This is a genomic window from Kosakonia radicincitans DSM 16656 (assembly GCF_000280495.2).
Taxonomy (GTDB): domain Bacteria; phylum Pseudomonadota; class Gammaproteobacteria; order Enterobacterales; family Enterobacteriaceae; genus Kosakonia; species Kosakonia radicincitans.
In genome coordinates, this window is record NZ_CP018016.1 from 2166955 (window position 1) to 2189111 (window position 22157).

General features: G+C 55.2%; 23 protein-coding genes. 15 read left to right on the forward strand and 8 right to left on the reverse strand.

The window, feature by feature from the left end; translation table 11 throughout:
* Window positions 1–3 precede the first annotated feature (3 nt).
* Entirely contained in the window at window positions 4–393 is a 390-nt protein-coding gene (gene cheY / locus Y71_RS10610; RefSeq protein WP_007371559.1) for a chemotaxis response regulator CheY, read from the forward strand.
* Window positions 394–403: 10 nt separating this feature from the next.
* Window positions 404–1048, forward strand: coding sequence for a protein phosphatase CheZ (cheZ, locus tag Y71_RS10615; protein WP_007371560.1), 645 nt, complete (start codon window positions 404–406; stop codon window positions 1046–1048).
* A gap of 81 nt (window positions 1049–1129) precedes the next feature.
* On the opposite strand, the gene Y71_RS10620 is transcribed toward cheZ, so the two are convergent.
* The gene (locus tag Y71_RS10620) at window positions 1130–1780 is read right to left on the reverse strand and encodes a CPBP family intramembrane glutamic endopeptidase (RefSeq protein ID WP_035942230.1); all 651 of its coding nucleotides are present in this window, start codon (window positions 1778–1780) and stop codon (window positions 1130–1132) included.
* 276 nt (window positions 1781–2056) lie between these two features.
* On the opposite strand from Y71_RS10620, the gene flhB reads away from it, so the two are divergent.
* The 6 genes from flhB to Y71_RS10650 all read left to right on the forward strand — a co-directional run bounded on the left by flhB (window position 2057) and on the right by Y71_RS10650 (window position 9269).
* Window positions 2057–3217, forward strand: coding sequence for a flagellar biosynthesis protein FlhB (gene flhB, locus Y71_RS10625; protein ID WP_435526109.1), 1161 nt, complete (start codon window positions 2057–2059; stop codon window positions 3215–3217).
* Window positions 3210–5288 (forward strand): flagellar biosynthesis protein FlhA, encoded by a 2079-nt coding sequence (flhA, locus tag Y71_RS10630; protein ID WP_007371563.1) that lies wholly within the window; start codon window positions 3210–3212, stop codon window positions 5286–5288. The genes flhB and flhA overlap by 8 nt, the downstream gene beginning before the upstream one ends.
* Window positions 5288–5698: a flagellar protein FlhE gene (gene flhE / locus Y71_RS10635; protein WP_007371564.1), complete on the forward strand. Its 411-nt coding sequence runs from the start codon at window positions 5288–5290 to the stop codon at window positions 5696–5698. The genes flhA and flhE overlap by 1 nt, the downstream gene beginning before the upstream one ends.
* A gap of 302 nt (window positions 5699–6000) precedes the next feature.
* On the forward strand, window positions 6001–7575 hold the full coding sequence (locus Y71_RS10640) for an MFS transporter (RefSeq protein ID WP_007371566.1): 1575 nt from the start codon (window positions 6001–6003) through the stop codon (window positions 7573–7575).
* 10 nt (window positions 7576–7585) lie between these two features.
* On the forward strand, window positions 7586–8725 hold the full coding sequence (gene bglB, locus Y71_RS10645; RefSeq protein ID WP_007371567.1) for a beta-galactosidase BglB: 1140 nt from the start codon (window positions 7586–7588) through the stop codon (window positions 8723–8725).
* 253 nt (window positions 8726–8978) lie between these two features.
* Complete coding sequence (locus Y71_RS10650) at window positions 8979–9269, forward strand: hypothetical protein (protein WP_007371568.1); 291 nt, start codon at window positions 8979–8981, stop codon at window positions 9267–9269.
* Window positions 9270–9414: 145 nt separating this feature from the next.
* On the opposite strand, the gene argS is transcribed toward Y71_RS10650, so the two are convergent.
* A complete protein-coding gene (argS, locus tag Y71_RS10655; RefSeq protein WP_007371569.1) occupies window positions 9415–11148 on the reverse strand; it encodes an arginine--tRNA ligase in 1734 nt (577 codons plus the stop codon).
* Window positions 11149–11361: 213 nt separating this feature from the next.
* On the opposite strand from argS, the gene Y71_RS10660 reads away from it, so the two are divergent.
* Together Y71_RS10660 and cutC are read left to right on the forward strand one after the other, a co-directional pair.
* The gene (locus Y71_RS10660) at window positions 11362–11922 is read left to right on the forward strand and encodes a VOC family protein (RefSeq protein ID WP_007371570.1); all 561 of its coding nucleotides are present in this window, start codon (window positions 11362–11364) and stop codon (window positions 11920–11922) included.
* Window positions 11923–11992: 70 nt separating this feature from the next.
* The gene (gene cutC, locus Y71_RS10665) at window positions 11993–12736 is read left to right on the forward strand and encodes a copper homeostasis protein CutC (RefSeq protein WP_007371571.1); all 744 of its coding nucleotides are present in this window, start codon (window positions 11993–11995) and stop codon (window positions 12734–12736) included.
* Window positions 12737–12818: 82 nt separating this feature from the next.
* Here the strand turns inward: cutC and cmoB are convergent, their stop codons facing one another.
* From cmoB to Y71_RS10690, 5 genes are read right to left on the reverse strand one after another with little or no spacing between them, the layout of a single operon-like run.
* Window positions 12819–13790 carry a tRNA 5-methoxyuridine(34)/uridine 5-oxyacetic acid(34) synthase CmoB gene (gene cmoB / locus Y71_RS10670; RefSeq protein WP_007371572.1) on the reverse strand — a complete coding sequence of 324 codons (972 nt, stop codon included), beginning with the start codon at window positions 13788–13790 and terminating at the stop codon, window positions 12819–12821.
* Window positions 13787–14527: a carboxy-S-adenosyl-L-methionine synthase CmoA gene (gene cmoA, locus Y71_RS10675; protein WP_007371573.1), complete on the reverse strand. Its 741-nt coding sequence runs from the start codon at window positions 14525–14527 to the stop codon at window positions 13787–13789. Before cmoA ends, cmoB begins: the two co-directional genes overlap by 4 nt.
* Before the next feature lie 39 nt (window positions 14528–14566).
* The gene (locus tag Y71_RS10680) at window positions 14567–14962 is read right to left on the reverse strand and encodes an MAPEG family protein (RefSeq protein ID WP_007371574.1); all 396 of its coding nucleotides are present in this window, start codon (window positions 14960–14962) and stop codon (window positions 14567–14569) included.
* Between the two features lie 52 nt (window positions 14963–15014).
* Window positions 15015–15833 carry a DUF72 domain-containing protein gene (locus Y71_RS10685; protein WP_007371575.1) on the reverse strand — a complete coding sequence of 273 codons (819 nt, stop codon included), beginning with the start codon at window positions 15831–15833 and terminating at the stop codon, window positions 15015–15017.
* Window positions 15830–16396, reverse strand: a complete 567-nt coding sequence (locus Y71_RS10690) for a hydrolase (RefSeq protein WP_007371576.1) — start codon at window positions 16394–16396, stop codon at window positions 15830–15832. The genes Y71_RS10685 and Y71_RS10690 overlap by 4 nt, the downstream gene beginning before the upstream one ends.
* Before the next feature lie 267 nt (window positions 16397–16663).
* On the opposite strand from Y71_RS10690, the gene aspS reads away from it, so the two are divergent.
* The 4 genes from aspS to ruvC all read left to right on the forward strand — a co-directional run bounded on the left by aspS (window position 16664) and on the right by ruvC (window position 20332).
* Window positions 16664–18442, forward strand: a complete 1779-nt coding sequence (gene aspS / locus Y71_RS10695; RefSeq protein WP_035942233.1) for an aspartate--tRNA ligase — start codon at window positions 16664–16666, stop codon at window positions 18440–18442.
* Between the two features lies 1 nt (window position 18443).
* Complete coding sequence (gene nudB / locus Y71_RS10700; protein WP_007371579.1) at window positions 18444–18887, forward strand: dihydroneopterin triphosphate diphosphatase; 444 nt, start codon at window positions 18444–18446, stop codon at window positions 18885–18887.
* 145 nt (window positions 18888–19032) lie between these two features.
* Window positions 19033–19773 (forward strand): YebC/PmpR family DNA-binding transcriptional regulator, encoded by a 741-nt coding sequence (locus tag Y71_RS10705; RefSeq protein ID WP_007371580.1) that lies wholly within the window; start codon window positions 19033–19035, stop codon window positions 19771–19773.
* Window positions 19774–19810: 37 nt separating this feature from the next.
* Window positions 19811–20332: a crossover junction endodeoxyribonuclease RuvC gene (gene ruvC, locus Y71_RS10710; protein WP_007371581.1), complete on the forward strand. Its 522-nt coding sequence runs from the start codon at window positions 19811–19813 to the stop codon at window positions 20330–20332.
* Window positions 20333–20358: 26 nt separating this feature from the next.
* On the opposite strand, the gene Y71_RS10715 is transcribed toward ruvC, so the two are convergent.
* A complete protein-coding gene (locus Y71_RS10715) occupies window positions 20359–21177 on the reverse strand; it encodes a helix-turn-helix transcriptional regulator (protein WP_007371582.1) in 819 nt (272 codons plus the stop codon).
* Between the two features lie 95 nt (window positions 21178–21272).
* On the opposite strand from Y71_RS10715, the gene Y71_RS10720 reads away from it, so the two are divergent.
* Window positions 21273–22154 carry an SDR family oxidoreductase gene (locus Y71_RS10720; protein WP_007371583.1) on the forward strand — a complete coding sequence of 294 codons (882 nt, stop codon included), beginning with the start codon at window positions 21273–21275 and terminating at the stop codon, window positions 22152–22154.
* Window positions 22155–22157: the final 3 nt, after the last annotated feature.

A 22157-nucleotide genomic window follows, 5' to 3' on the forward strand; every position in this document is an offset into this window, starting at 1 on the left:
TTTATGGCGGATAAAGAGCTTAAGTTTTTGGTTGTGGATGACTTTTCCACCATGCGTCGCATTGTGCGCAACCTGCTGAAAGAGCTGGGATTCAACAACGTCGAAGAGGCGGAAGACGGTGTTGATGCGCTGAACAAATTGCAGACCGGTGGTTTTGGTTTTGTCATCTCCGACTGGAACATGCCAAATATGGATGGTCTGGAACTGCTGAAGACCATCCGTGCCGATAGCAACATGGCTTCCATGCCGGTGCTGATGGTGACGGCTGAAGCGAAAAAAGAGAACATCATTGCGGCGGCGCAGGCTGGTGCAAGTGGCTACGTGGTGAAACCGTTCACCGCAGCCACCCTGGAAGAGAAGCTCGGTAAGATCTTCGAGAAACTTGGCATGTGAGGACCGGACTATGTTGCAACCTTCAATAAAACCTTCTGAAGAGCATTCTCCCAGCGACATTATTGCCCGCATCGGTAGCCTGACGCGCATGCTGCGCGATAGTCTGCGCGAGTTGGGCCTGGATCAAGCGATTGCCGAAGCAGCGGAAGCGATTCCGGATGCGCGCGATCGCCTGGATTATGTGGTCCAGATGACGGCGCAGGCCGCCGAGCGCGCGCTGAACAGCGTGGAAGCCTCTCAGCCTCACCAGGATGAGATGGAAAAAAATTCAAAAGCGCTGAGCAAGCGCTGGGACGAGTGGTTCGAGAACCCAATTGAACTGGCAGACGCCCGTGAACTGGTGACTGATACCCGCAAGTTCCTCGGTGAAATTCCGGGTCATACCAGCTTCACCAACGCCCAGTTGTTGGACATCATGATGGCGCAGGATTTCCAGGATCTTACCGGTCAGGTGATCAAGCGCATGATGGACGTTATCCAGGAGATCGAACGCCAGTTGCTGATGGTGCTGCTGGAAAACATCCCGGAGCAGTCTGCGCGCCCGAAACGCGAAAACGACAGCCTGCTCAATGGCCCTCAGCTCGACGCCACCAAAGCGGGCGTGGTGGCAAGCCAGGACCAGGTGGACGACCTGCTGGACAGCCTCGGCTTCTGATTTGTCGGCACATTCACCTTCAGACAGCCTGAAGGTGAAGTCAGCGAACCCACGAAAAAGGGAAGGGAAACCTTCCTTTTTTTATTGCAGGAAGATATCGCCCACTGCGAAGAGATTCGACAGCGCATGCAGCACTATTGGTATCAGCAGCCCGCCTGTCCCGAGCCGGACAACACACAACAGCGCAGAAAAAATAAACAACTGAATAAAGGTGAGCGGCGCCTGATATTGCATATGAATGGCGGCAAACAATAAAGATGTCAGCACAATACCGACTTGTTGCGACACTTTTCCCCATCCCAGGCTGGCATTGAGCAAAAAGCCGCGAAAAATAATCTCTTCACTCACCGGGGCTATCAGACAGGCGGTGAATACCCACGCCCAACGGGTTAACCCCCTATACCCTTCCAGGGAGTCCAGCCACGGCTCAGGCTGCTGGAACAGCTTTTCCATTACCAGCATCGCCAGCAGCGCCAGCAGCGGCGCGGCAAGGTTTCGCCACGCCAGCGTGCCAAAAGGCAGCAACCCGTCATAGTGTCTTCCGTAATAACGCCACAGCAGCAACGAGCAGGGGAGCAACAGGGCGCCATGCAGAAACGGGCCGTCAAGGCCATTTTGATAAAGACGCATAAAACCCGGAATGAAAATAGCGAAATAGAACAGGCTGTAATAGATAACAAACGCCGCGATGCACACCGCAGTATGCGATGTTCGGTCCGATTGTGCTGGCATAAAAAGTCACGTCCGTGCAGGGTTATACGCGAAGCCGACCATTATAAAGGAGATTACCTGCAATTCTGTTCAGTCGTTAACAATCAGGACAGGCCGACAAAAAACGGTGTTTAGGCAGGATTTTTCACAGGGTATTGCTGTTTTGTCCTCGTTTCGGGCGCGTGGATGAACCCTGAAGGGCAATTCAAATGGCGAAAACCCCTTGTTTTTATGCCTTACTCTGCCCATTAGATACCCTTGACTCTGGCAATATGTTGTCAAACCCGTAATCCGTGGATGCAGGCCGTGGCCTCTGAAGACAACGAAGACAAAACAGAAGCCCCTACAGCGCACCGACTAGAAAAGGCGCGTGAAGAAGGGCAAATCCCCCGATCAAAAGAGCTGACATCACTGCTGGTGATGCTGGTGGGTGTCTGCATTCTGTGGTTTGGCGGCGAGATGTTTGGTCGACGGTTATCGATGGCGCTCTCTTCCGGGCTGCGCTTCGATCATAAAATCATCAATGATCCGGGGCTATTTGTTGGGCAGGTGATCATGATGCTGAAAACGGCGCTGATGGGGATGCTGCCGCTGTTGACTGGCGTGGTGATTATCGCGCTGATTGCGCCGGTAATGTTGGGGGGGCTGGTTTTCAGCACCAAGTCGCTGGCGTTTAATTTTTCCAAGCTCAATCCGCTGAGCGGTCTTGGACGTCTGTTTTCCTCTCAGGTAGGCGCTGAACTGCTTAAAGCGTTAATGAAAGCCCTGCTGATGGGCAGCGTCGCCGGGATATTCGTCTGGCATCACTGGCCGGATATGATGCGCCTGATGAGCGAATCGCCGTTAACCGCCATGGCCAGCGCCCTTAATCTGGCCGGGCTATGTGCACTGCTGGTGTCGCTGAGCATCATCCCGATGGTCGGTTTTGACGTTTTCTGGCAGATCTACAGCCATATGAAAAAATTGCGCATGTCACGCCAGGACATTCGTGACGAATTTAAGCAGAGCGAAGGCGACCCGCATATCAAAAGTCGTATCCGCCAGATGCAGCGAGCCGCCGCTCGCCGACGCATGATGGCCGATGTACCGAAAGCCGATGTGATTGTCACCAACCCGACGCACTATGCCGTCGCGCTGCAATATGACGAAAATAAAATGAGCGCGCCGAAAGTGGTGGCAAAAGGCTCCGGTCTGGTGGCGCTGCGTATTCGCGAGTTGGGTACGGAAAATCGCGTACCGATTCTGGAAGCACCGCCACTGGCGCGTGCGCTTTTCCGTCATGCGGAAATTGGACAGCAGATCCCAGGTCAGCTTTATGCGGCGGTAGCCGAAGTGCTGGCGTGGGTATGGCAGTTGAAACGCTGGCGACTGTCAGGCGGACAACGACCTGTTAAACCTGAGAATCTTCCGGTGCCTGAAGCGCTGGATTTTATGAACGAGAAGGACACTGATGGCTAATCTGGTAGCAATGCTGCGTCTGCCCAGCAATCTGAAATCGACCCAATGGCAAGTGCTTGCCGGGCCTGTGCTCATTTTGCTTATTTTGTCGATGATGGTGCTGCCGCTGCCGGCGTTTGTCCTCGACCTGCTGTTTACCTTTAATATCGCGCTGTCGATCATGGTGCTGCTGGTGGCGATGTTCACCCAGCGTACGCTCGAATTCGCTGCTTTCCCGACCATTCTGCTGTTTACCACTTTGCTGCGCCTGGCACTCAACGTCGCCTCCACGCGTATCATTTTGATGGACGGGCACACCGGTGCCGCCGCCGCAGGGCGCGTGGTTGAAGCCTTCGGCCACTTCCTGGTCGGCGGTAACTTTGCCATTGGTATCGTGGTGTTCGTCATCCTCGTGATCATCAACTTTATGGTTATCACCAAAGGTGCAGGACGTATCGCGGAAGTGGGCGCGCGCTTCGTGCTCGACGGGATGCCCGGTAAGCAGATGGCGATCGATGCCGACCTTAACGCCGGGATCATCGGTGAAGATGAGGCGAAACGCCGTCGTTCGGAAGTGACGCAGGAAGCCGATTTCTACGGTTCCATGGACGGTGCGAGTAAGTTCGTTCGTGGTGATGCCATCGCCGGTATTCTGATCATGGTGATCAACGTCATCGGTGGTCTGCTGGTGGGTGTGCTGCAACATGGCCTGTCGATGGGCGATGCAGCGGAGAGCTATACGCTGTTGACTATCGGTGATGGCCTTGTCGCGCAGATCCCGGCGTTGGTTATTTCAACCGCCGCGGGCGTTATCGTTACGCGTGTCAGCACCGACGAAGATGTCGGCCAGCAGATGGTTGGGCAACTCTTCTCGAACCCGCGCGTCATGTTGCTGAGCGCCGGTGTCCTCGGTCTGTTGGGGATGGTGCCTGGCATGCCGAACTTTGTCTTCCTGCTGTTTACCGCCGCGCTGCTCGGGCTTGCCTGGTGGTTGCGCGGACGTCAACAGGAGGCACCTGTCGACGCGGTACCAGTGAAAGCCCCGGAAAACACGCAGGCCGTAGAAGCGACCTGGAATGATGTGCAACTGGAAGATTCCCTCGGTATGGAAGTGGGTTACCGCTTGATCCCGATGGTGGATTTCCAGCAGGACGGCGAGTTGCTGGGACGTATCCGCAGTATTCGTAAGAAATTTGCTCAGGACATGGGCTTCCTGCCGCCGGTGGTACATATTCGCGACAACATGGATCTGCCGCCCGCGCGTTACCGTATTCTGATGAAAGGGGTGGAAATTGGCAGCGGCGAAGCCTATCCGGGCCGCTGGCTGGCGATTAACCCAGGTACGGCAGCCGGTTCGCTGCCGGGCGAGCAGACTGTCGATCCGGCTTTTGGTCTGGCAGCAATCTGGATCGAAAGTGCGTTGAAAGAGCAGGCGCAAATCCAGGGCTTTACCGTGGTGGAAGCGAGTACCGTGGTAGCCACGCACCTCAACCACCTGATTGGTCAGTTCTCGGCGGAACTGTTTGGCCGACAGGAAGCGCAGCAACTGCTTGATCGCGTAAGCCAGGAGATGCCGAAGCTGACCGAAGATTTAGTGCCGGGCGTGGTGACGCTGACCACGCTGCACAAAGTGTTGCAAAACCTGCTGGCGGAGAGAGTGCCGATTCGCGATATGCGCACCATTCTCGAAACGCTGGCGGAGCACGCGCCGCTGCAAACCGACCCGCACGAACTCACCGCGGTGGTGCGCGTAGCGCTCGGCCGTGCGATTACGCAGCAGTGGTTCCCGGGTAATGATGAAGTGCAGGTGATTGGCCTTGATACGCCGCTGGAACGTCTGCTGCTGCAAGCACTGCAGGGCGGTGGTGGCCTGGAGCCGGGGCTGGCCGACCGTTTACTGGAGCAGACTCAGGAAGCGCTGGCGCGTCAGGAGATGCTCGGCGCGCCTCCGGTGCTGCTGGTCAACCATGCCCTGCGTCCGTTACTGGCGCGTTTCCTGCGTCGTAGCCTGCCGCAGCTGGTGGTGATGTCGAATATGGAGATGTCCGACAATCGCCATATCCGCATGACCGCAACCATCGGGGGTAAATAATGCGTTATCTCATCCTGCTGATCGTCGCGCTGCCGTTGTTCGCCTGCGCGGCGGGTGAAGGTGCCTGGCAAGCCAGCAGCATTGGCATCCGGCTGGATAACCGGGGCGTAGCGGCGTCGTCACGGCCATTAGGGCCAACGCAGCCGGTCGATGGTCTGATAACGGAAGTCTCCTGGCGCTATGAGCTGAACGGCCCGACGCCAGCGGGATTGCTGGTGCGTCTCTGTTCGCAGACGCGCTGCGTGGCGCTCGATGGCCAGAGTGGTTCAACGCGAGGTTTGGCGGATGTACCCGCTGCTGAACAATTGCGTTTTGTCTGGGAAGTACCGGGCGGCGGGCGTTTGTGGCCGCCGCTGAACGTCCGCAGTAACCAGGTCATTGTGAATTACCGTCAGCCTGCCAAAAGCTAGCCGCTTCGCTGGCAATAAACTCAATCGCTTAGCTGTTTTTTTAGCCTTCGATCCCGCCATCAGAGCGGGATTTTGCTATCTGCCACTCATTTTTGACCACGCCTTTTGAAGCATTAGAAACGCTGTTTTATAAATCAGTGATGCGCGTATCGACACTCTTTGCATTTTTGCCAGTTACGCCTTTTTGCTGGCAGAAACAGAAAGGTTTCCTGTTGCACATCCTCTTACTTTAGCCGTGTAAGAAATTCCTTTGGCTAAGCCGGATTGTCAAAGGTCCCCAATAATGAACAGGGTTGACGGCAATGAAAACACGTAAAATTGGACTGGTTAATTACCTCGCCTACGGTTCTGGCGATTTTCTGGGAGCGGGCACGACCGCGTTGACCGCAGCATGGTTACTCTATTTCTACACAACCTTTTGTGGTCTGACACCGATCGAAGCGACATTTATCTTTGCAGCCGCAAGGGTGCTGGATGCAGTTGTGAGTCCGCTGATGGGCTTTTTGACCGATAACTTCGGTACGACCTGGCTGGGTAAGCGCTTTGGTCGCCGCAAATTCTTTATCCTGCTGGGTATTCCTTGTGTGTTCAGCTACTCAATCATGTGGGTAGGGGACATGAGTTTTTGGTATTACCTGCTGACCTATCTGCTGTTTGATGTGGTCTACACCATGATTCTGGTGCCCTATGAAACGCTGGTGCCAGAAATGACCGATGACTTCAAACAGAAAACCAAATTCTCCGGCGCGCGCATCTCAATGGCGCAAATGTCAGCGATTCTGGCGTCATTCCTGCCGGGGATCCTGTTGACGCATTTCGGCAAGGACAACCCGATCTCTTTCTTCTATGCCAGCCTGGTGTTCTCGGTAATGTGCGCGATGATGCTGACGTTTGTCTGGTGCTTCACCTGGGAGCGCCCGCGTGAAGAGTGGACAGAAGCGGCGCTGCGCGCGGAAGCGGAGAAGAAACATCTTACTCTCGGCCAGAGTCTGAGCCGCCTGTTTGTCGAACTGAGCTCAACGCTGCGTATCAAAATCTTCCGCCAGCACCTGGGCATGTATCTCGGCGGCTATATCGCGCAGGATGTGTTCAACGCCGTATTCACTTACTACGTGGTGTTCGTGTTGATGCAGGAAGCCTCGGTGGCATCCAGCCTGATGGGCACCATGGCGATATTCCAGTTCATTGCGGTTATCGCCATGATCCCGCTGTGTATTCGTTTTGGGCCTGCACCGTCTTACCGCATGGTGGTGGTGCTGTTCGGTCTGAGTGCCGCGTCTTACGCCGTGCTTTATTACACCGGTTTGAGCGATGTGTACTCGCTGTTGCTGCTGGTTTCTGCCGTTGCAGGGCTGGGGCGCGGCGGTATCAACTATGTGCCGTGGAATACCTACACCTATATCGCTGACATTGACGAAGTGGTCACTGGTCAGCGTCGTGAAGGGATTTTCGCTGGCATCATGACGCTGACGCGCAAAGCCTCGCAGGCCGGTGCGGTGATGCTGGTGGGGATCGTGATGCAGGCATCCGGCTTTGTCTCCGGGCAGAAAACCCAGGCGGCGGAAGTGAGCCATACCATTCTGCTGATCATGTGCTTTGGCACTATCGCCGTGCTGTGCTGCGGTTTCCTCGTTTCCTTGCACTTCAGGCTGAATCTGAAAACGCACAGCGTGCTGCGTGAAGAGACGGCAAAAATGCGCCAGAGCGGCCGTGCGATGCCGGAATGCATTACCCCGCAGGCGCGGGAAACGGTCGAGATGCTGGCGGGAATGCCATACGAATCCCTGTGGGGCAATAACAATATCGGCTATCTGAATCGTAATAAACCTGCCGCGCCCTCCCTGAAAGACGCGTCACTGAAATCGACTTACAACTGAGGTTAAGAATATGAAGGTTTGGCCTGTCAAACACAGCCCGTTACTGCGGCAGCCGGAGCGTTTTATCGCCCGTGATGAACTGAAGGCGTTGATTCGCAAGGTTACCCACAATCTGGTCAACATTCACGATACCAGTGGCGAATTTTTACTCCGGCTGGATGATGGCCGCGTGATTGACACCAAAGGCTGGGCTGGCTGGGAGTGGACGCACGGCGTCGGGCTGTACGGAATGTATCAGTATTACCGCCAGACCGGAGATGAGAGCGTTCGCGAGGTGATTGATAGCTGGTTCGCCGACCGTTTTGCAGAAGGCGCAACTACCAAAAACGTCAACACCATGGCGCCGTTCCTGACACTGGCGTACCGCTATGAAGAGACGCGCAATCCAACGTACTTGCCATGGCTGGAGAGTTGGGCGGAGTGGGCGATGAACGAGATGCCACGCACCGATCACGGCGGTATGCAGCATATTACGCTGGCGGAAGAGAATCACCAGCAGATGTGGGACGACACCCTGATGATGACGGTACTGCCATTGGCGAAGATCGGTAAACTGCTCAATCGTCCGGACTATGTGGAAGAGGCGGTCTATCAATTTCTGCTGCATGTGCAAAATTTGATGGATCGGGAAACCGGGTTGTGGTTCCACGGCTGGAACTACGAGGGGCTACATAACTTTGCCAAAGCGCGCTGGGCGCGCGGCAATAGCTGGCTGACCATCGTGATCCCGGATTTTCTTGAGCTGGTGGATCTGCCGGAAAATAACGCGGTGCGCCGCTATCTGGTGCAGGTGCTGAATGCGCAAATCGCCGCACTGGCGCAGTGTCAGCATGAGAGCGGGTTGTGGCATACACTGCTGGACGATGCCGATTCCTATCTGGAGGCGTCGGCTACCGCAGGGTTTGCCTACGGTATTCTGAAAGCGCTGCGTAAACGCTATGTCAGTGCTGATTATTCTGAGGTGGCAGAAAACGCGGTCAAAGCGATCGTTGGCAATATTTCGCCGGAAGGGGAGCTGTTGCAGGTTTCGTTCGGTACCGGCATGGGCAGTAATCTGGAGTTCTACCGCCAGATCCCGCTCACCTCTATGCCCTATGGTCAGGCGATGGCCATGCTCTGCCTGACGGAATATTTGCGTAAATATTTCTGAGTTCGTTATGCGTAAAATAAAAACCGCTCCTGCTTATGGTGAGCGGTTTTCTATCTGGAATAATCCGATCATTTTTTCATATTGCGAATAATTAATCTGAATGCAATTAATAAAAACATTCACCGTGTGAATAATGACATTATTTATTCGTTATTAATAAAAATGTGATTAAGCACACACTGTATGGATTCTGTATCGTCTACTTTTAATTTGTGTTTGAGATTTATCTAATACGTAAAACAAGGAGGTGGAAATGGGTGAAATAGTGGGTGGCTATATTATTGACCCTGCGGTGAACATCAATGAAAAGGGAATGACGAAAGATCAGGTATCCCGGTTTATAACGGCGTTTGAAGGGATCGTCGGAGCGAAATATTTGCCGCTAATGTATATTGGCAGTCAACTGGTTGCTGGCCATTTGTACGCTTATATTGCTCAACGCACTTTTATTCATTCCCAGTCAGTAGAGGTTTCCCTGGTCAAGGTCGTTATATATGAGTCATTTGACAATGAATTAGCTATCCACTCGATTAGTGAGATCTGAACCATATTATCGTCATGATAGTGATTGCTCTTTGAAATAAACATCCTGTTATTGTTAACTCTGTCATTTATTGTATATGCGCGTCTGTTCAATCTTAGCCAGATTGTAACAAACAGTCCGCCTCCGTTGAGGCGGACGATTTTTTTTACATTCTGTCGACGGTTTCAATACCCAGCGTATCCAGCCCCAGCTTCAGCGTTTTCGCCGTCAGCAGCGCCAGTTTCAGACGGCTGTTGCGCACCTCTTCATCCCCGGCGGAGAGAATCGGGCAGTGCTCATAGAAACCGGAAAACAGACCGGCCAGATCGTACAGGTAGGCGCACATCACGTGCGGTGTCCCTTCACGAGCCACAACATTCAGCGTCTCTTCAAATTGCAGCAGGCGGGCTGCCAGTTGTGATTCGCGCTCTTCGCCGATGGTAACCGGTGCATTCTCCAGCACGCTCTCTTCAAGACCCGCTTTGCGGAACACGGAGAGTACGCGCGTGTAGGCATACTGCATATACGGTGCGGTATTGCCTTCAAATGCCAGCATGTTATCCCAGTCGAAAACGTAGTCGGTGGTACGGTTCTTTGACAGATCCGCGTATTTCACCGCGCCGATGCCTACCGCGTTGGCCAGTTTTTCCAGCTCGTCTGCCGGCATTTCCGGGTTTTTCTCGGCAACCAGACGACGGGCACGCTCCAGCGCTTCGTCCAGCAGATCGGCGAGTTTCACCGTACCGCCAGCACGTGTTTTAAATGGTTTGCCATCTTTGCCCAGCATCATGCCGAACATATGGTGTTCCAGCGGCACGGAATCCGGCACATAACCGGCTTTGCGCACGATAGTCCACGCCTGCATCAGATGCTGGTGCTGACGGGAATCAATGTAGTAGAGCACGCGATCGGCATGCAGCGTTTCATAACGGTATTTGGCGCAGGCGATATCGGTGGTGGTGTAGAGGTAGCCGCCATCCTTCTTCTGGATGATGACGCCCATCGGTTCGCCTTCCTTGTTTTTGTACTCATCAAGGAACACCACGGTAGCGCCTTCACTTTCTACCGCCAGGCCTTTAGCTTTCAGGTCGGCAACGATGCCAGGCAGCATCGGGTTGTAGAGGCTTTCGCCCATCACATCTTTGCGCGTCAGGGTAACGTTTAAGCGCTCATAGGTTTGCTGGTTCTGACTCATGGTGATGTCAACCAGCTTGCGCCACATTTCACGGCAGTATTCATCGCCGCCCTGCAGTTTTACGACATAGCCGCGCGCACGCTCAGCGAAGGCGGCATCTTCGTCGTAATGTTTTTTCGCTTCGCGGTAGAAACCTTCCAGATCAGCCAGCGCCATTTCTCCGGCATTTTCCTGCTGCTTTAGCTCAAGATACGCAATCAGCATGCCGAACTGCGTGCCCCAGTCACCAACGTGGTTCGCGCGAATAACGTTGTGGCCGAGGAATTCCAGCGTACGTACGGAGGCATCGCCAATAATGGTTGAGCGCAGATGGCCAACGTGCATCTCTTTCGCCACGTTTGGCGCAGAGTAGTCAATCACAATGGTCTGCGGCTGCGGCTGCGTTACGCCCAGGCGTTCAGATTTCAGTGCCTGGTTAACTTCCGCGGCGAGAAATTCCGGCGCGAGGAAGATATTGATAAAACCCGGCCCGGCGATTTCAACTTTGTTGGCAATCCCGTCGAGTGAGAGATGAGACAGAACCTGCTCAGCCAGTTGTCGCGGCGCCATGCCCAGTTTTTTAGCCACTGCCATTACACCGTTAGCCTGATAGTCGCCAAACTGGACTTTTGCTGACTGACGAACCTGAGGTTCGCAATCGGCGGGCGCGCCTGCCGCGATCATAGCCTGACTGACTTTTTCTGAGAGAAGAGCCTGAATATTCACCGGGATACCTTACGTTTAGGACGCGACACATGCGGGCGCGTCCGGGTGTTCATTAAAGGCGGGAGTATACTGCAATTGCCCGTTGGCGTCAGCACCGCGTCGCGCGTGGTCTGTGCAGAAAATCATCCACCGGCGCGCAGAAAGCCTGGGAGTTGGTGAGCGTCGCATAACAAGGTAGATTATGCGCTTTGCGACGACATACGGGTACGGCTTATGAACAACTGGCAAGAAATTGAAGAGTTGCAGGATATTGTCGCGGATCTGCCGCGTTTTCGCGACGATTTGCAGTCGCTAATCACGCGATTAGGGCTGGCGATTGCGCCACTTCATGCCGACCATATTTCCCTGCGCTGCCACCAGAACGCCACGGCGGATCGCTGGCGACGCGGATTTGAACAGTGCGGTGAATTGCTGTCGGAAAATATCATTAACGGGCGCCCGATCTGTTTGTTTAAATTGCATCAGCCACTGCATGTGGAGCACTGGGCATTTACGGTGATTGAACTGCCGTGGCCGGGCGAGAAACGCTATCCGCACGAAGGCTGGGAGCATATCGAAATTGTCCTGCCAGGCGCGCCGGAAACCCTGAATGCCCGCGCGCTGGCGCTACTGGCTGATGAAGGGTTAAGCCAGCCGGGCATCGCCGTGAAAACCAGCTCGCCAAAAGGAGAACGCGAGCGTTTGCCAAATCCAACGCTTGCGGTAACCGACGGCAAAGTGACGGTGAAATTTCATCCGTGGACCATTGAAGAGATTGTTGCCAGCGAGCAGTGACGCTTGCAGGTGTGAGGGCGCGCAGATTCGCAATTATATAAGCGTGCCATGATGAACAAAGGGAGGAGCTATGGCCTTACTGGAAATCTGTTGTTACGGCGTTGATGACGCGGTGATCGCTCAGCAGCAGGGGGCAGATCGCATCGAGTTTTGTGCGGCACCGAAAGAGGGCGGGTTAACGCCTTCCACCGGTGCGCTGAAAAGCGTCCGTCAGCGAGTGACGATTCCGGTGCATCCGATTGTTCGCCCACGCGGCGGCGATTTTTGCTACCGCGCCGATGAATTTGCCGCCATGCTGGAAGATATCCGGCTGCTGCGCGAACTCGGTTTCCCCGGTCTGGTAACGGGTGTACTAAACGAAGACGGTCAGGTCGATATGCCGCGCATGCGGGAAATTATGTCGGCGGCGCAGGGGATGGCGGTGACCTTTCATCGCGCCTTCGATATGTGCGCCAACCCGCAGCAGGCCTGCGATGCGCTGGCAGAATTAGGCGTTGTTCGTATTCTCACTTCCGGCCAGCAGGCGTCAGCGGAAAAAGGACTTTCATTAATTAGGGAACTTAATGCCCGCTCTGGCGCTCCAATCATTATGGCCGGTGCTGGTGTGCGTCCGCAAAACCTGGAAATATTCCTGGCGGCGGGAGTCAAAGAGGTGCACAGCTCAGCAGGACGCTGGTTCGCGTCGCCGATGCGTTATCGCAATAGTGGATTATCGATGTCGTCGGATGCCCAGGCGGATGAATATGCCCGCTACGGTGTTGACGGCCCGGCAGTGGCGGAGATGAAGCAGATTATTGCGCTTCACCGCCCGTAACAGTTTTTACCGCGCATCATGTCGCCCAATATGATGCTTGCTCGTACCAGGCCCCTGCCATTAACAGGGGCCTTTTTTTATCTTATGGTTTACGGGCAATCAGTACGGCGCGCAGCGGCGCCGGATAGCCTTCGACGGTTTTCGTGCTGTCATGTGGATCGAGGAAATCTGCCAGCGATTCGGTCACCATCCACGGCGTCCGACGCTGCTCCTCGGTGCTGGTAACGCACATATCGGCGATACGCACATCGACAAAACCACACTTCTCAAGCCAGTTTTTCAGCGCCAGCGCTGAAGGAATAAAGTAGACGTTGCGCATTTGCGCATAGCGATCGCCCGGAACCAGAACCGTGTGTTCATCACCTTCAACCACCAGTGTTTCCAGAACCAGCTCACCCTCTTTCACCAGTTGATCTTTCAGTTGCCACAGATGCTCCAGCGGCGAACGGCGGTGATAAAGTACGCCCATCGAGAATACCGTGTCGAACGCGTTCAGCGCCGGAAGTTGCTCAATCCCCAGCGGCAACAGGTGTGCGCGGCGATCGTCGCCCAGCAGCTTACGTACCGCTTCGAACTGGCACAAAAAGAGTTGCGTCGGATCGATCCCGACTGCCAGCGACGCTCCGGCGCCAATCATGCGCCACAGGTGATAACCGCTGCCGCAACCGACATCGAGGATGGTACGTCCGCGTAAGTCCGACAGGTGCGGCAGCACGCGATCCCACTTCCAGTCGGAGCGCCATTCAGTATCAATATCAATGCCATACAGAGAAAACGGCCCTTTGCGCCACGGCATCAGGTTACGCAGCAGCGTTTCCATGCCCTTGAGCTGACCGGCGCTCAGCGGCTCATCACTTTGCGCCGTCACGCCATTGAGCAGGTCCAGCTTTGCTGGCGTAAGCTGCGGCAGAAATTCGACCGCATTGTTCCACTGTTTAAACTGCCCGTGCAGAGCCTCGCGCTGCCAGGCGGAAATCTGCGGCGGCAGCGTGTCGAGCCAGTGAGCTAATGGGCCAACGGCAATTTGCTGATAAAAACGGCCAAACTCGATCATGCCTTCTCCGCTTTCAGTGCGACCAGCGAACCGAAGTTAAAGCACTGGAACCACAATTCACTGTGTTCAAACCCGGCGGTATGCAGGCGCGCTTTATGCGCCTCGACGGAGTCTGTCAGCATGACGTTTTCCAGCATGCTGCGTTTCTGGCTGATCTCCAGCTCGCTGTAACCGTTGGCGCGTTTAAAGTCGTGATGCATATTGAACAGCAGTTCGCCGACAGTGCTGTCTTCAAAACTGAATTTTTCCGACAACACCAGCGCACCGCCCGGATTCAGCCCCTGATAGACCTTTTGCAGCAGCTTCAGGCGATCGTCCGGCTCGAGAAATTGCAGCGTAAAGTTGAGCACCACCATCGAGGCATTTTCGATCTGAATATCGCGAATATCGCCTTCGATCACCTCAACGGGCGTCGGCGCTTTGTAGGCATCGATATGGCGACGGCAGCGTTCGACCATCGCCGGCGAGTTATCCACGGCGATAATTTTGCAGCCATCCTGATGAATGTTGCGGCGTACCGACAGCGTGGCGGCACCGAGTGAACAACCGAGATCGTAAACCTGCGTGGCGGGCTGCACAAAGCGCTCCGCCAGCATGCCGATCATCGAAATAATATTGGAGTAACCCGGTACGGAACGCTGGATCATATCCGGGAAGACTTCGGCTACCCGTTCATCGAAAGTCCAGTCGCCCAGGCTGGCGATAGGCGCAGAAAAAAGCGTGTCGCGGTGAGACATAGTGTAAATATCCGGGAAAACAAAGGGGCGTATTGTGCGCTAATGCAGGGAGAAAACCAACTCCCAGGGCATATACCACAGATTGGCCAGCACCATCAGCAACAGCGAACAAAACGTTGCGCCCATACCAGAACGACGCCAGCGAACCAGCCGGTGGTGGTATCCGTAATAATGCATCAGGCGGCCGACAATCAACATCAGCCCGCAGATATGCACCATCCAGGTTTCTGCGCCGTCCATCTCCATGAACAGCAATAGCAGCAGCGCGACAGGAATATATTCCACGGCATTACCATGGATGCGTATCGCGCTTTGCAGTTCACTGAACCCGCCGTCGCCATAACTGACGCGATACTGTGAACGCAGGCGGATAACATCAAAGGAAAACTTCAGCAGTAATAATGCACCCAGCACGGCGTAGAGCGCGCTAACCATACTAACTCCCTTTACGATGATGGCGATGGCTTCTCAATGATAGGTGCTTCACTCAAAAAAGAGAAGATTGCAGCGGCAGGGAAGGTGCCGCGCCAATAGCGGGGATGGCGGCGTAAAGATCCTGCCACAGCGTTTCAACCAGTTCGGGCGCCTGGGCGATATCCGGGGTATGCAGGAAAAGATACGGTGTGGTGGTTTGCTCCCATAGCGGCAGCTTTTCCAGCCAGGCGGCGAAAAGCTGCCGATTCTGCGCCATATTGTCGCTACCAATGAAGCGCACCATGGGATGACGGGCGGTGACCAGCGCATGTACCGGCACTTTCGGTTTTTTGCGCTGGGCTTCAATCACAGCTTCACTGTGCGCAATTGCGCTGTGCACCGGACGGCTGTCAAGGATCACGCGGTTGACGCCGCGGGCATGCAAACCCTGATTAAGGGCTTTTTCTTCTTCGCCTTTGGCGAAAAAGAGCGGGTGGCGCACTTCAACACCGTAGGTAAATTCCCCGGGAAGCGCATCAAGAAATGCCCACAGCGCAGGCAAATCGCGCGGTGAGAAAACGGCCGGAAGCTGTAACCAGTACTGGCCTATTCTCCCTGCTAACGGCGACATGCGGCTGAAAAACTCTGCTGTCAGATCGTCGCAATTTCGCAGCGCCGCCTGGTGCGAAATGGTGGCCGGAAATTTAAAACAGAAGCGAAAATCATCGTTGGTCTGCGCGTACCAGCGCGCGACGACCTCCGCTTTGGGAAGGGCATACAGCGTGGTGTTGCCTTCGACACAGTTGAAGTGGCGGGCATACGCCTCAAGACTGTCAATGCCAAGGCGCACCCATTTCGGGTGCGCCCATTGCGGCAGGCCGACATACATCATAACGCGCTGAGGATCTCGTCCGTGCTGCGCACGCGGCTGATCCGCGGGAAGATATTTTTCATGCTGCCCTGATGCTGTTCGGCATTCGCCGCGCTGCACGCATCTTCAGCAAGCACCAGCGAGAAGCCCAGTTCCCAGGCATTACGGGCGGTGGATTCCACCCCGATATTGGTGGAAATGCCGCACAGCACAATGGTGTCAATCCCGCGACGGCGCAGTTGCAGTTCCAGATCGGTGCCGTAAAAGGCACCCCATTGACGTTTGGTTACTTCGATGTCGCTCTCTTTTTTCCCTAACGCCTGCGGGTAAGTCCACCAGTTATCCGGCAACGCATGCCCGCCTGTCGCGGCATCAACCGGTTGTTTCAGCGCTTCGGCGAAATCAGCTGACCAGCCTACGCGCACCAGTACAACAGGCGCACCGTTGGCACGAAATTTTTCCGCCAGGGCAGCAGCGCGTTTTACCACGTCCTGTGCCGTGTGAGGACCACCGGCGAAAGGCAGGATCCCTTCCTGTAAATCGATCACTACCAGAGCGGTTTTCTCAGCATTGAGCTTCAGCATCATAACTCCTGAAAAATGAATGACGTCGGTGGATACCTTACGCGTTATGTACGCCAGCGCGGTGTGGAAATTTTGTTAAATTTTGTGAGAATGCGCAATAAGCGCGCAGCAAACGTGCGTACAGTCAGTAGCGGGCTTATCGTTGGTCAGAATTTCCAGTATAATAACCCCCTTTTTTCATCCAGTAGTGACATACGAAAATAGCTGCCACCAGAATGCCTGCCGCGCAGGTGCCAGGTCGCGCGCAGCTAATTTAAGGGATATCTCATGCGTACAGTATATTGCGGGCAGCTCAATCAGTCCCATGTGGGACAGCAAGTAACGCTTTGTGGGTGGGTCAATCGTCGTCGTGACCTCGGTAGCCTTATCTTTATTGATATGCGCGATCGTGAAGGCATCGTGCAGGTGTTTTTCGACCCGGACCGTCAGGATGCGTTCCAGCTCGCCTCTGAACTGCGTAATGAGTTCTGTATTCAGATTACCGGTACCGTTCGTGCCCGTGACGCGAAAAACGTCAACAAAGATATGGCTACCGGCGAAGTTGAAGTGTTCGCCACTAAGCTGAACATCATCAACCGTTCCGACGTGCTGCCGCTGGATTCCAACCACGTCAACACCGAAGAAGCGCGTCTGAAATATCGCTATCTCGATCTGCGTCGTCCGGAAATGGCGCAGCGCCTGAAAACCCGTGCGAAAATCACCAGCTTCGTGCGTCGCTTTATGGACGATCATGGTTTCCTCGATATCGAAACGCCGATGCTGACGAAAGCCACGCCGGAAGGCGCACGCGACTACCTCGTACCTTCGCGCGTGCATAAAGGCAAATTCTACGCGTTGCCGCAGTCTCCTCAGTTGTTCAAACAACTGCTGATGATGTCCGGTTTTGACCGTTATTATCAAATCGTCAAATGCTTCCGTGACGAAGACCTGCGCGCTGACCGTCAGCCGGAATTTACCCAGATTGATGTCGAAACCTCTTTCATGACTGCGCCGCAGGTGCGTGAAGTGATGGAAGCGTTAGTGCGTCAGCTGTGGCTGGAAATCAAAGGTGTTGATCTGGGTGATTTCCCGATCATGACCTTTGCTGAAGCAGAGCGCCGCTATGGTTCTGATAAACCGGATCTGCGTAACCCGATGGAACTGGTGGACGTGGCAGACCTGCTGAAAGCAGTCGAATTTAAAGTCTTCTCCGGCCCGGCAAATGATGCAAAAGGTCGTGTTGCCGCGCTACGTGTGCCAGGTGGCGCACAACTTAGCCGTAAACAAATTGACGACTACGGCAAATTTATTGAAATCTACGGCGCGAAAGGCCTGGCGTACATCAAGGTCAATGAAGCGGCGAAAGGCCTGGAAGGCATCACCAGCCCGGTGGCCAAGTTCCTGAATGCTGATATTGTCAGCGCGATCCTTGAGCGCACGGGCGCGCAGGACGGCGACATGATCTTCTTCGGCGCGGACCACAAGAAAGTAGTTGCCGATGCACTGGGCGCGCTGCGTCTGAAGCTCGGCAAAGATCTGAATCTGACCGACGAAGCGAAGTGGGCGCCGCTGTGGGTTATCGACTTCCCGATGTTTGAAGATGACGGCGAAGGTGGTCTGACAGCGATGCACCATCCGTTCACCTCGCCGAAAGACATGACCGCTGCTGAGCTGAAAGCGGCACCGGAAGATGCGGTGGCTAACGCCTACGACATGGTGATCAACGGTTACGAAGTGGGCGGCGGTTCTGTCCGTATCCACAGCGGTGAAATGCAGCAGACTGTGTTCAGCATTCTGGGGATTAACGAGCAGGAACAGCGCGAGAAGTTCGGCTTCCTGCTGGATGCGTTGAAATATGGTACGCCGCCGCATGCGGGCCTGGCATTCGGCCTGGATCGTCTGACCATGCTGCTGACCGGCACTGATAACATCCGTGACGTTATTGCCTTCCCGAAAACCACGGCGGCAGCCTGTCTGCTGACCGAAGCGCCGAGTTTCGCTAACCCGGCCGCGCTGGCGGAGTTGGGCATTGCGGTGGTCAAAAAAGAGACCCCGGAGAATAAATAAGATGCCATTCAAGCATCCCGTTTCCGTGCTGGTGGTGATTTACGCGCAGGACACGAAACGGGTGCTGATGTTACAGCGACGCGACGACCCCGATTTCTGGCAGTCGGTAACCGGCAGCCTGGAAGCGGGGGAGAGCGCAACGCAAGCCGCTCTGCGTGAAGTAAAGGAAGAGGTCGAAATCGATGTTGTCTGTGAGCAACTGACCTTAGTCGACTGTCAGCGCACGGTGGAGTATGAAATCTTTAGTCATTTACGTCATCGCTATGCGCCGGGCGTAACGCACAATACCGAATCCTGGTTTTGTCTTGCGCTGCCCCATGAACGTCCGATTGTTTTTACCGAACATCTGACGTACCGCTGGCTTGATGCCCCCGCAGCGGCGGCATTAACCAAATCATGGAGCAACCGGCAGGCGATTGAAGAATTTGTTATTAACGCCGACTAAATTTCCCCGGAATTTTGGTTCTCAGGAAGGCGGCAAACCCGGACGTCGCCAGAAGCTTACTTCGGTGAGTGACTGATGCGGATGGGCTGCCAACGCACCTGAGGGCTGAAAGGCGAAGGGAAATGGCTTTATTGGAGAGTTTTTTATGGCAGGTCACAGTAAATGGGCCAACACCAAACACCGCAAAGCAGCACAGGATGCCAAGCGCGGTAAGATCTTTACCAAAATCATTCGCGAGCTGGTTACGGCTGCCCGTCTGGGCGGCGGCGATATCGGTTCCAACCCGCGTCTGCGCGCGGCGGTGGATAAAGCGTTGTCCAACAACATGACCCGCGACACCTTAAACCGTGCTATCGCGCGCGGCGTGGGCGGCGATGACGACGCGAATATGGAAACCATCATTTATGAAGGTTACGGCCCTGGCGGCACCGCGGTAATGGTTGAATGTCTGAGTGACAACCGCAACCGTACCGTTGCCGAAGTGCGTCATGCTTTCAGCAAATGCGGTGGTAACCTGGGGACTGACGGTTCCGTGGCTTATCTGTTCAGCAAAAAAGGGGTGATCTCCTTTGAAGCGGGCGACGAAGACACCATCATGGAAGCGGCGCTGGAAGCCGGTGCTGAAGACGTGGTGACCTTTGATGACGGCGCTATCGACGTCTATACCGCGTGGGAAGAGATGGGTGCCGTGCGCGATGCGCTGGAAGCGGCTGGCCTGAAAGCGGACAATGCTGAAGTGTCGATGATTCCGTCTACCAAAGCAGATATGGATGCAGAAACTGCGCCGAAACTGCTGCGTCTGATCGATATGCTGGAAGATTGCGACGACGTGCAGGAAGTCTACCATAACGGTGAGATCTCCGATGAGGTTGCGGCGACGCTGTAATGTCGCTGACTAAATCACCCCTGGCCGGAGGCGCATAATGGCGATTATTCTCGGTATTGACCCGGGTTCGCGCGTCACCGGTTACGGTGTGATCCGCCAGACAGGAAGGCAACTGACCTACCTCGGCAGCGGCTGCATCCGCACGAAGGTCGAGGATTTACCGTCGCGCCTCAAGCTCATTTACGCAGGCGTGACGGAAATCATCACCCAGTTTCAGCCGGATTTTTTCGCCATCGAACAGGTGTTTATGGCGAAAAATGCCGATTCAGCGCTAAAACTTGGACAGGCTCGCGGCGTGGCGATCGTTGCCGCCGTCAATCAGGATCTCCCCGTTTTTGAGTATGCTGCCCGTCAGGTTAAACAGACGGTTGTCGGTATTGGCAGCGCGGAAAAAAGCCAGGTGCAGCACATGGTGCGAACCTTGCTGAAGCTTCCGGCCAATCCGCAGGCGGATGCCGCGGATGCGCTGGCGATTGCCATTACGCATTGCCATGTCAGTCAGAACGCCTTACAGGTGAGTAGTACGCGGCTTAATCTTGCTCGCGGGAGATTACGCTAACAAGCGCCAGTTAATGGCGTTTTTTTTTATAATAACGAGCGGATTTTCTGCGCATCCTCTTCCTCCGATGGGTTATAAACCACCATCGTCAAATCGGGTTGTCCTTCAACAGAAAAACTCGAATATTCCAGCGACAACTTGCCGACATTCCCGTGCAGCAGAATTTTGGTGCCTTCTCCCATTCCGCCAATATCATTGCTTTGCCATAACTCGGCGAATTCAGGAGAGGCCGAACTCAGCTCTTCTACCAGAGGGCGGATCTCCGCCGACGCACCAGCACGGGTCGCATCGGCACGGAACGCCGCCACCAGATAGCGCGCTAACGCGTACCAGTCGCTTTGGGCTGCGCGAGCCTGCGGATTAAGGAAAATGCGGCGCAGAATATTGCGCTCCTGTGCGGGTAATGTGGGGTAATCGGATAGAACCACGGTGGCGGCTTTGTTCCATGCCAGCACATCCCAGGTGGCGTTGCGGATCACCGCCGGGCTGATGGGCATACAGTCCAGCACCTTTTGCAGCCGTTCGGTCACTGTACCGGTTGCTGCGTAATGTATGCCCGGTGCGCGCCCGAGAGCCAGATGAAAAACATGCTCCCGTTCCCGTTCGGAAAGGCGCAGCGCCTGGCAAATTCTGTCCAGCACTTCTGCCGAGGGTGTGCCGCCGCGTCCTTGTTCAAGCCAGGTATACCAGGTGGCGCTAATGCAGGCCAGATGCGCGACTTCTTCCCTCCGCAGCCCCGGCGTGCGTCGGCGTGCGGTGTGAAATCCCAGCGCGTTGGGATCCAACTGCGCGCGGCGGGATTTCAGGTAACTGCCCAGATCTTTTGGCTGAGTAACGCTCTGCATCCTGTTAGTCCTTATACCACGATAAAGTCACTACTTTTCTCTATCACGGATATTTATAAGGATAACGGCGCGAGTCAACATCAGGAGGCACACGCATGCATGTTTTTCTGACTGGCGCGACCGGATGGGTCGGCGCAACAGTGGCGGCAGAGTTACTGGCCGCCGGACACCAGGTAAGTGGTCTGGCGCGAAATGCAGACAAGGCGCAGGCACTGCTTGCCGCCGGCGGGCAAGTGGTTCACGGGACGCTGGATGATCACGATGTTCTTTTTGCGGCGGCGGCAAAAGCCGATGCCGTGATCCATACCGCGTTTAATCATGACTTCTCGCGCTTTGCACAGAATTGCGCGCAGGATCAACGCGCAATTGAAGTACTGGGAGAGGCATTACTTGGCTCCGATCGTCCACTATTGGTGACGTCAGGGCTGGCAAGGCTGGTGCAGGGACGCCCGGCAACGGAATCAGACAAGCCAGCCGAAGGGCCGGACTATCTTCGTCGTTCCGAACAGGCGGCGCAGGCGCTGGCTGAAAAAGGCGTACGCACGGCGAGTATTCGCCTGGCACCCACCGTGCATGGCGTCGGCGATCACGGCTTTGTACCCATTCTGATCGCACTGGCAAAACAAACCGGCGTTGCCGCCTGGCCTGCAGAGGCGAACAATCACTGGGCGGCGGTACACCGCATTGATGCAGCGAAAGTCTACCGGCTGGCGCTGGAATGCGGCGTGACACAGCCGGTTTACCACGCGGTCGCGGAGGAGGCGATTGCCATGCGCGATATCGCCATTGCCATCGGCAAAATGCTTGGTTTACCAGCTGAACCGCGTGAAGCCGCACATTTCGGCTGGTTCGCTAATTTTGCGGCCGGGGAGATGTCAGCATCAAGCGAGCAGACCCGCCAGGTGCTGGGCTGGCAGCCAACGCAGCGTACGCTGTTAGCCGATCTGAGCGATGAGGCGTATTACGCCAATTCCTGAACC

Excerpts from the sequence above, each read along its gene's own strand:
- cheY (WP_007371559.1), top strand. The coding sequence starts at position 4 with ATGGCGGATAAAGAGCTTAAGTTTTTGGTTGTGGATGACTTTTCCACC.
- cheZ (WP_007371560.1), top strand. The coding sequence starts at position 404 with ATGTTGCAACCTTCAATAAAACCTTCTGAAGAGCATTCTCCCAGCGAC.
- Y71_RS10620 (WP_035942230.1), bottom strand. The coding sequence starts at position 1,780 with ATGCCAGCACAATCGGACCGAACATCGCATACTGCGGTGTGCATCGCG.
- flhB (WP_435526109.1), top strand. The coding sequence starts at position 2,057 with ATGCAGGCCGTGGCCTCTGAAGACAACGAAGACAAAACAGAAGCCCCT.
- flhA (WP_007371563.1), top strand. The coding sequence starts at position 3,210 with ATGGCTAATCTGGTAGCAATGCTGCGTCTGCCCAGCAATCTGAAATCG.
- flhE (WP_007371564.1), top strand. The coding sequence starts at position 5,288 with ATGCGTTATCTCATCCTGCTGATCGTCGCGCTGCCGTTGTTCGCCTGC.
- Y71_RS10640 (WP_007371566.1), top strand. The coding sequence starts at position 6,001 with ATGAAAACACGTAAAATTGGACTGGTTAATTACCTCGCCTACGGTTCT.
- bglB (WP_007371567.1), top strand. The coding sequence starts at position 7,586 with ATGAAGGTTTGGCCTGTCAAACACAGCCCGTTACTGCGGCAGCCGGAG.
- Y71_RS10650 (WP_007371568.1), top strand. The coding sequence starts at position 8,979 with ATGGGTGAAATAGTGGGTGGCTATATTATTGACCCTGCGGTGAACATC.
- Y71_RS10660 (WP_007371570.1), top strand. The coding sequence starts at position 11,362 with ATGAACAACTGGCAAGAAATTGAAGAGTTGCAGGATATTGTCGCGGAT.
- cutC (WP_007371571.1), top strand. The coding sequence starts at position 11,993 with ATGGCCTTACTGGAAATCTGTTGTTACGGCGTTGATGACGCGGTGATC.
- cmoB (WP_007371572.1), bottom strand. The coding sequence starts at position 13,790 with ATGATCGAGTTTGGCCGTTTTTATCAGCAAATTGCCGTTGGCCCATTA.
- cmoA (WP_007371573.1), bottom strand. The coding sequence starts at position 14,527 with ATGTCTCACCGCGACACGCTTTTTTCTGCGCCTATCGCCAGCCTGGGC.
- Y71_RS10680 (WP_007371574.1), bottom strand. The coding sequence starts at position 14,962 with ATGGTTAGCGCGCTCTACGCCGTGCTGGGTGCATTATTACTGCTGAAG.
- Y71_RS10685 (WP_007371575.1), bottom strand. The coding sequence starts at position 15,833 with ATGATGTATGTCGGCCTGCCGCAATGGGCGCACCCGAAATGGGTGCGC.
- Y71_RS10690 (WP_007371576.1), bottom strand. The coding sequence starts at position 16,396 with ATGCTGAAGCTCAATGCTGAGAAAACCGCTCTGGTAGTGATCGATTTA.
- aspS (WP_035942233.1), top strand. The coding sequence starts at position 16,664 with ATGCGTACAGTATATTGCGGGCAGCTCAATCAGTCCCATGTGGGACAG.
- nudB (WP_007371579.1), top strand. The coding sequence starts at position 18,444 with ATGCCATTCAAGCATCCCGTTTCCGTGCTGGTGGTGATTTACGCGCAG.
- Y71_RS10705 (WP_007371580.1), top strand. The coding sequence starts at position 19,033 with ATGGCAGGTCACAGTAAATGGGCCAACACCAAACACCGCAAAGCAGCA.
- ruvC (WP_007371581.1), top strand. The coding sequence starts at position 19,811 with ATGGCGATTATTCTCGGTATTGACCCGGGTTCGCGCGTCACCGGTTAC.
- Y71_RS10715 (WP_007371582.1), bottom strand. The coding sequence starts at position 21,177 with ATGCAGAGCGTTACTCAGCCAAAAGATCTGGGCAGTTACCTGAAATCC.
- Y71_RS10720 (WP_007371583.1), top strand. The coding sequence starts at position 21,273 with ATGCATGTTTTTCTGACTGGCGCGACCGGATGGGTCGGCGCAACAGTG.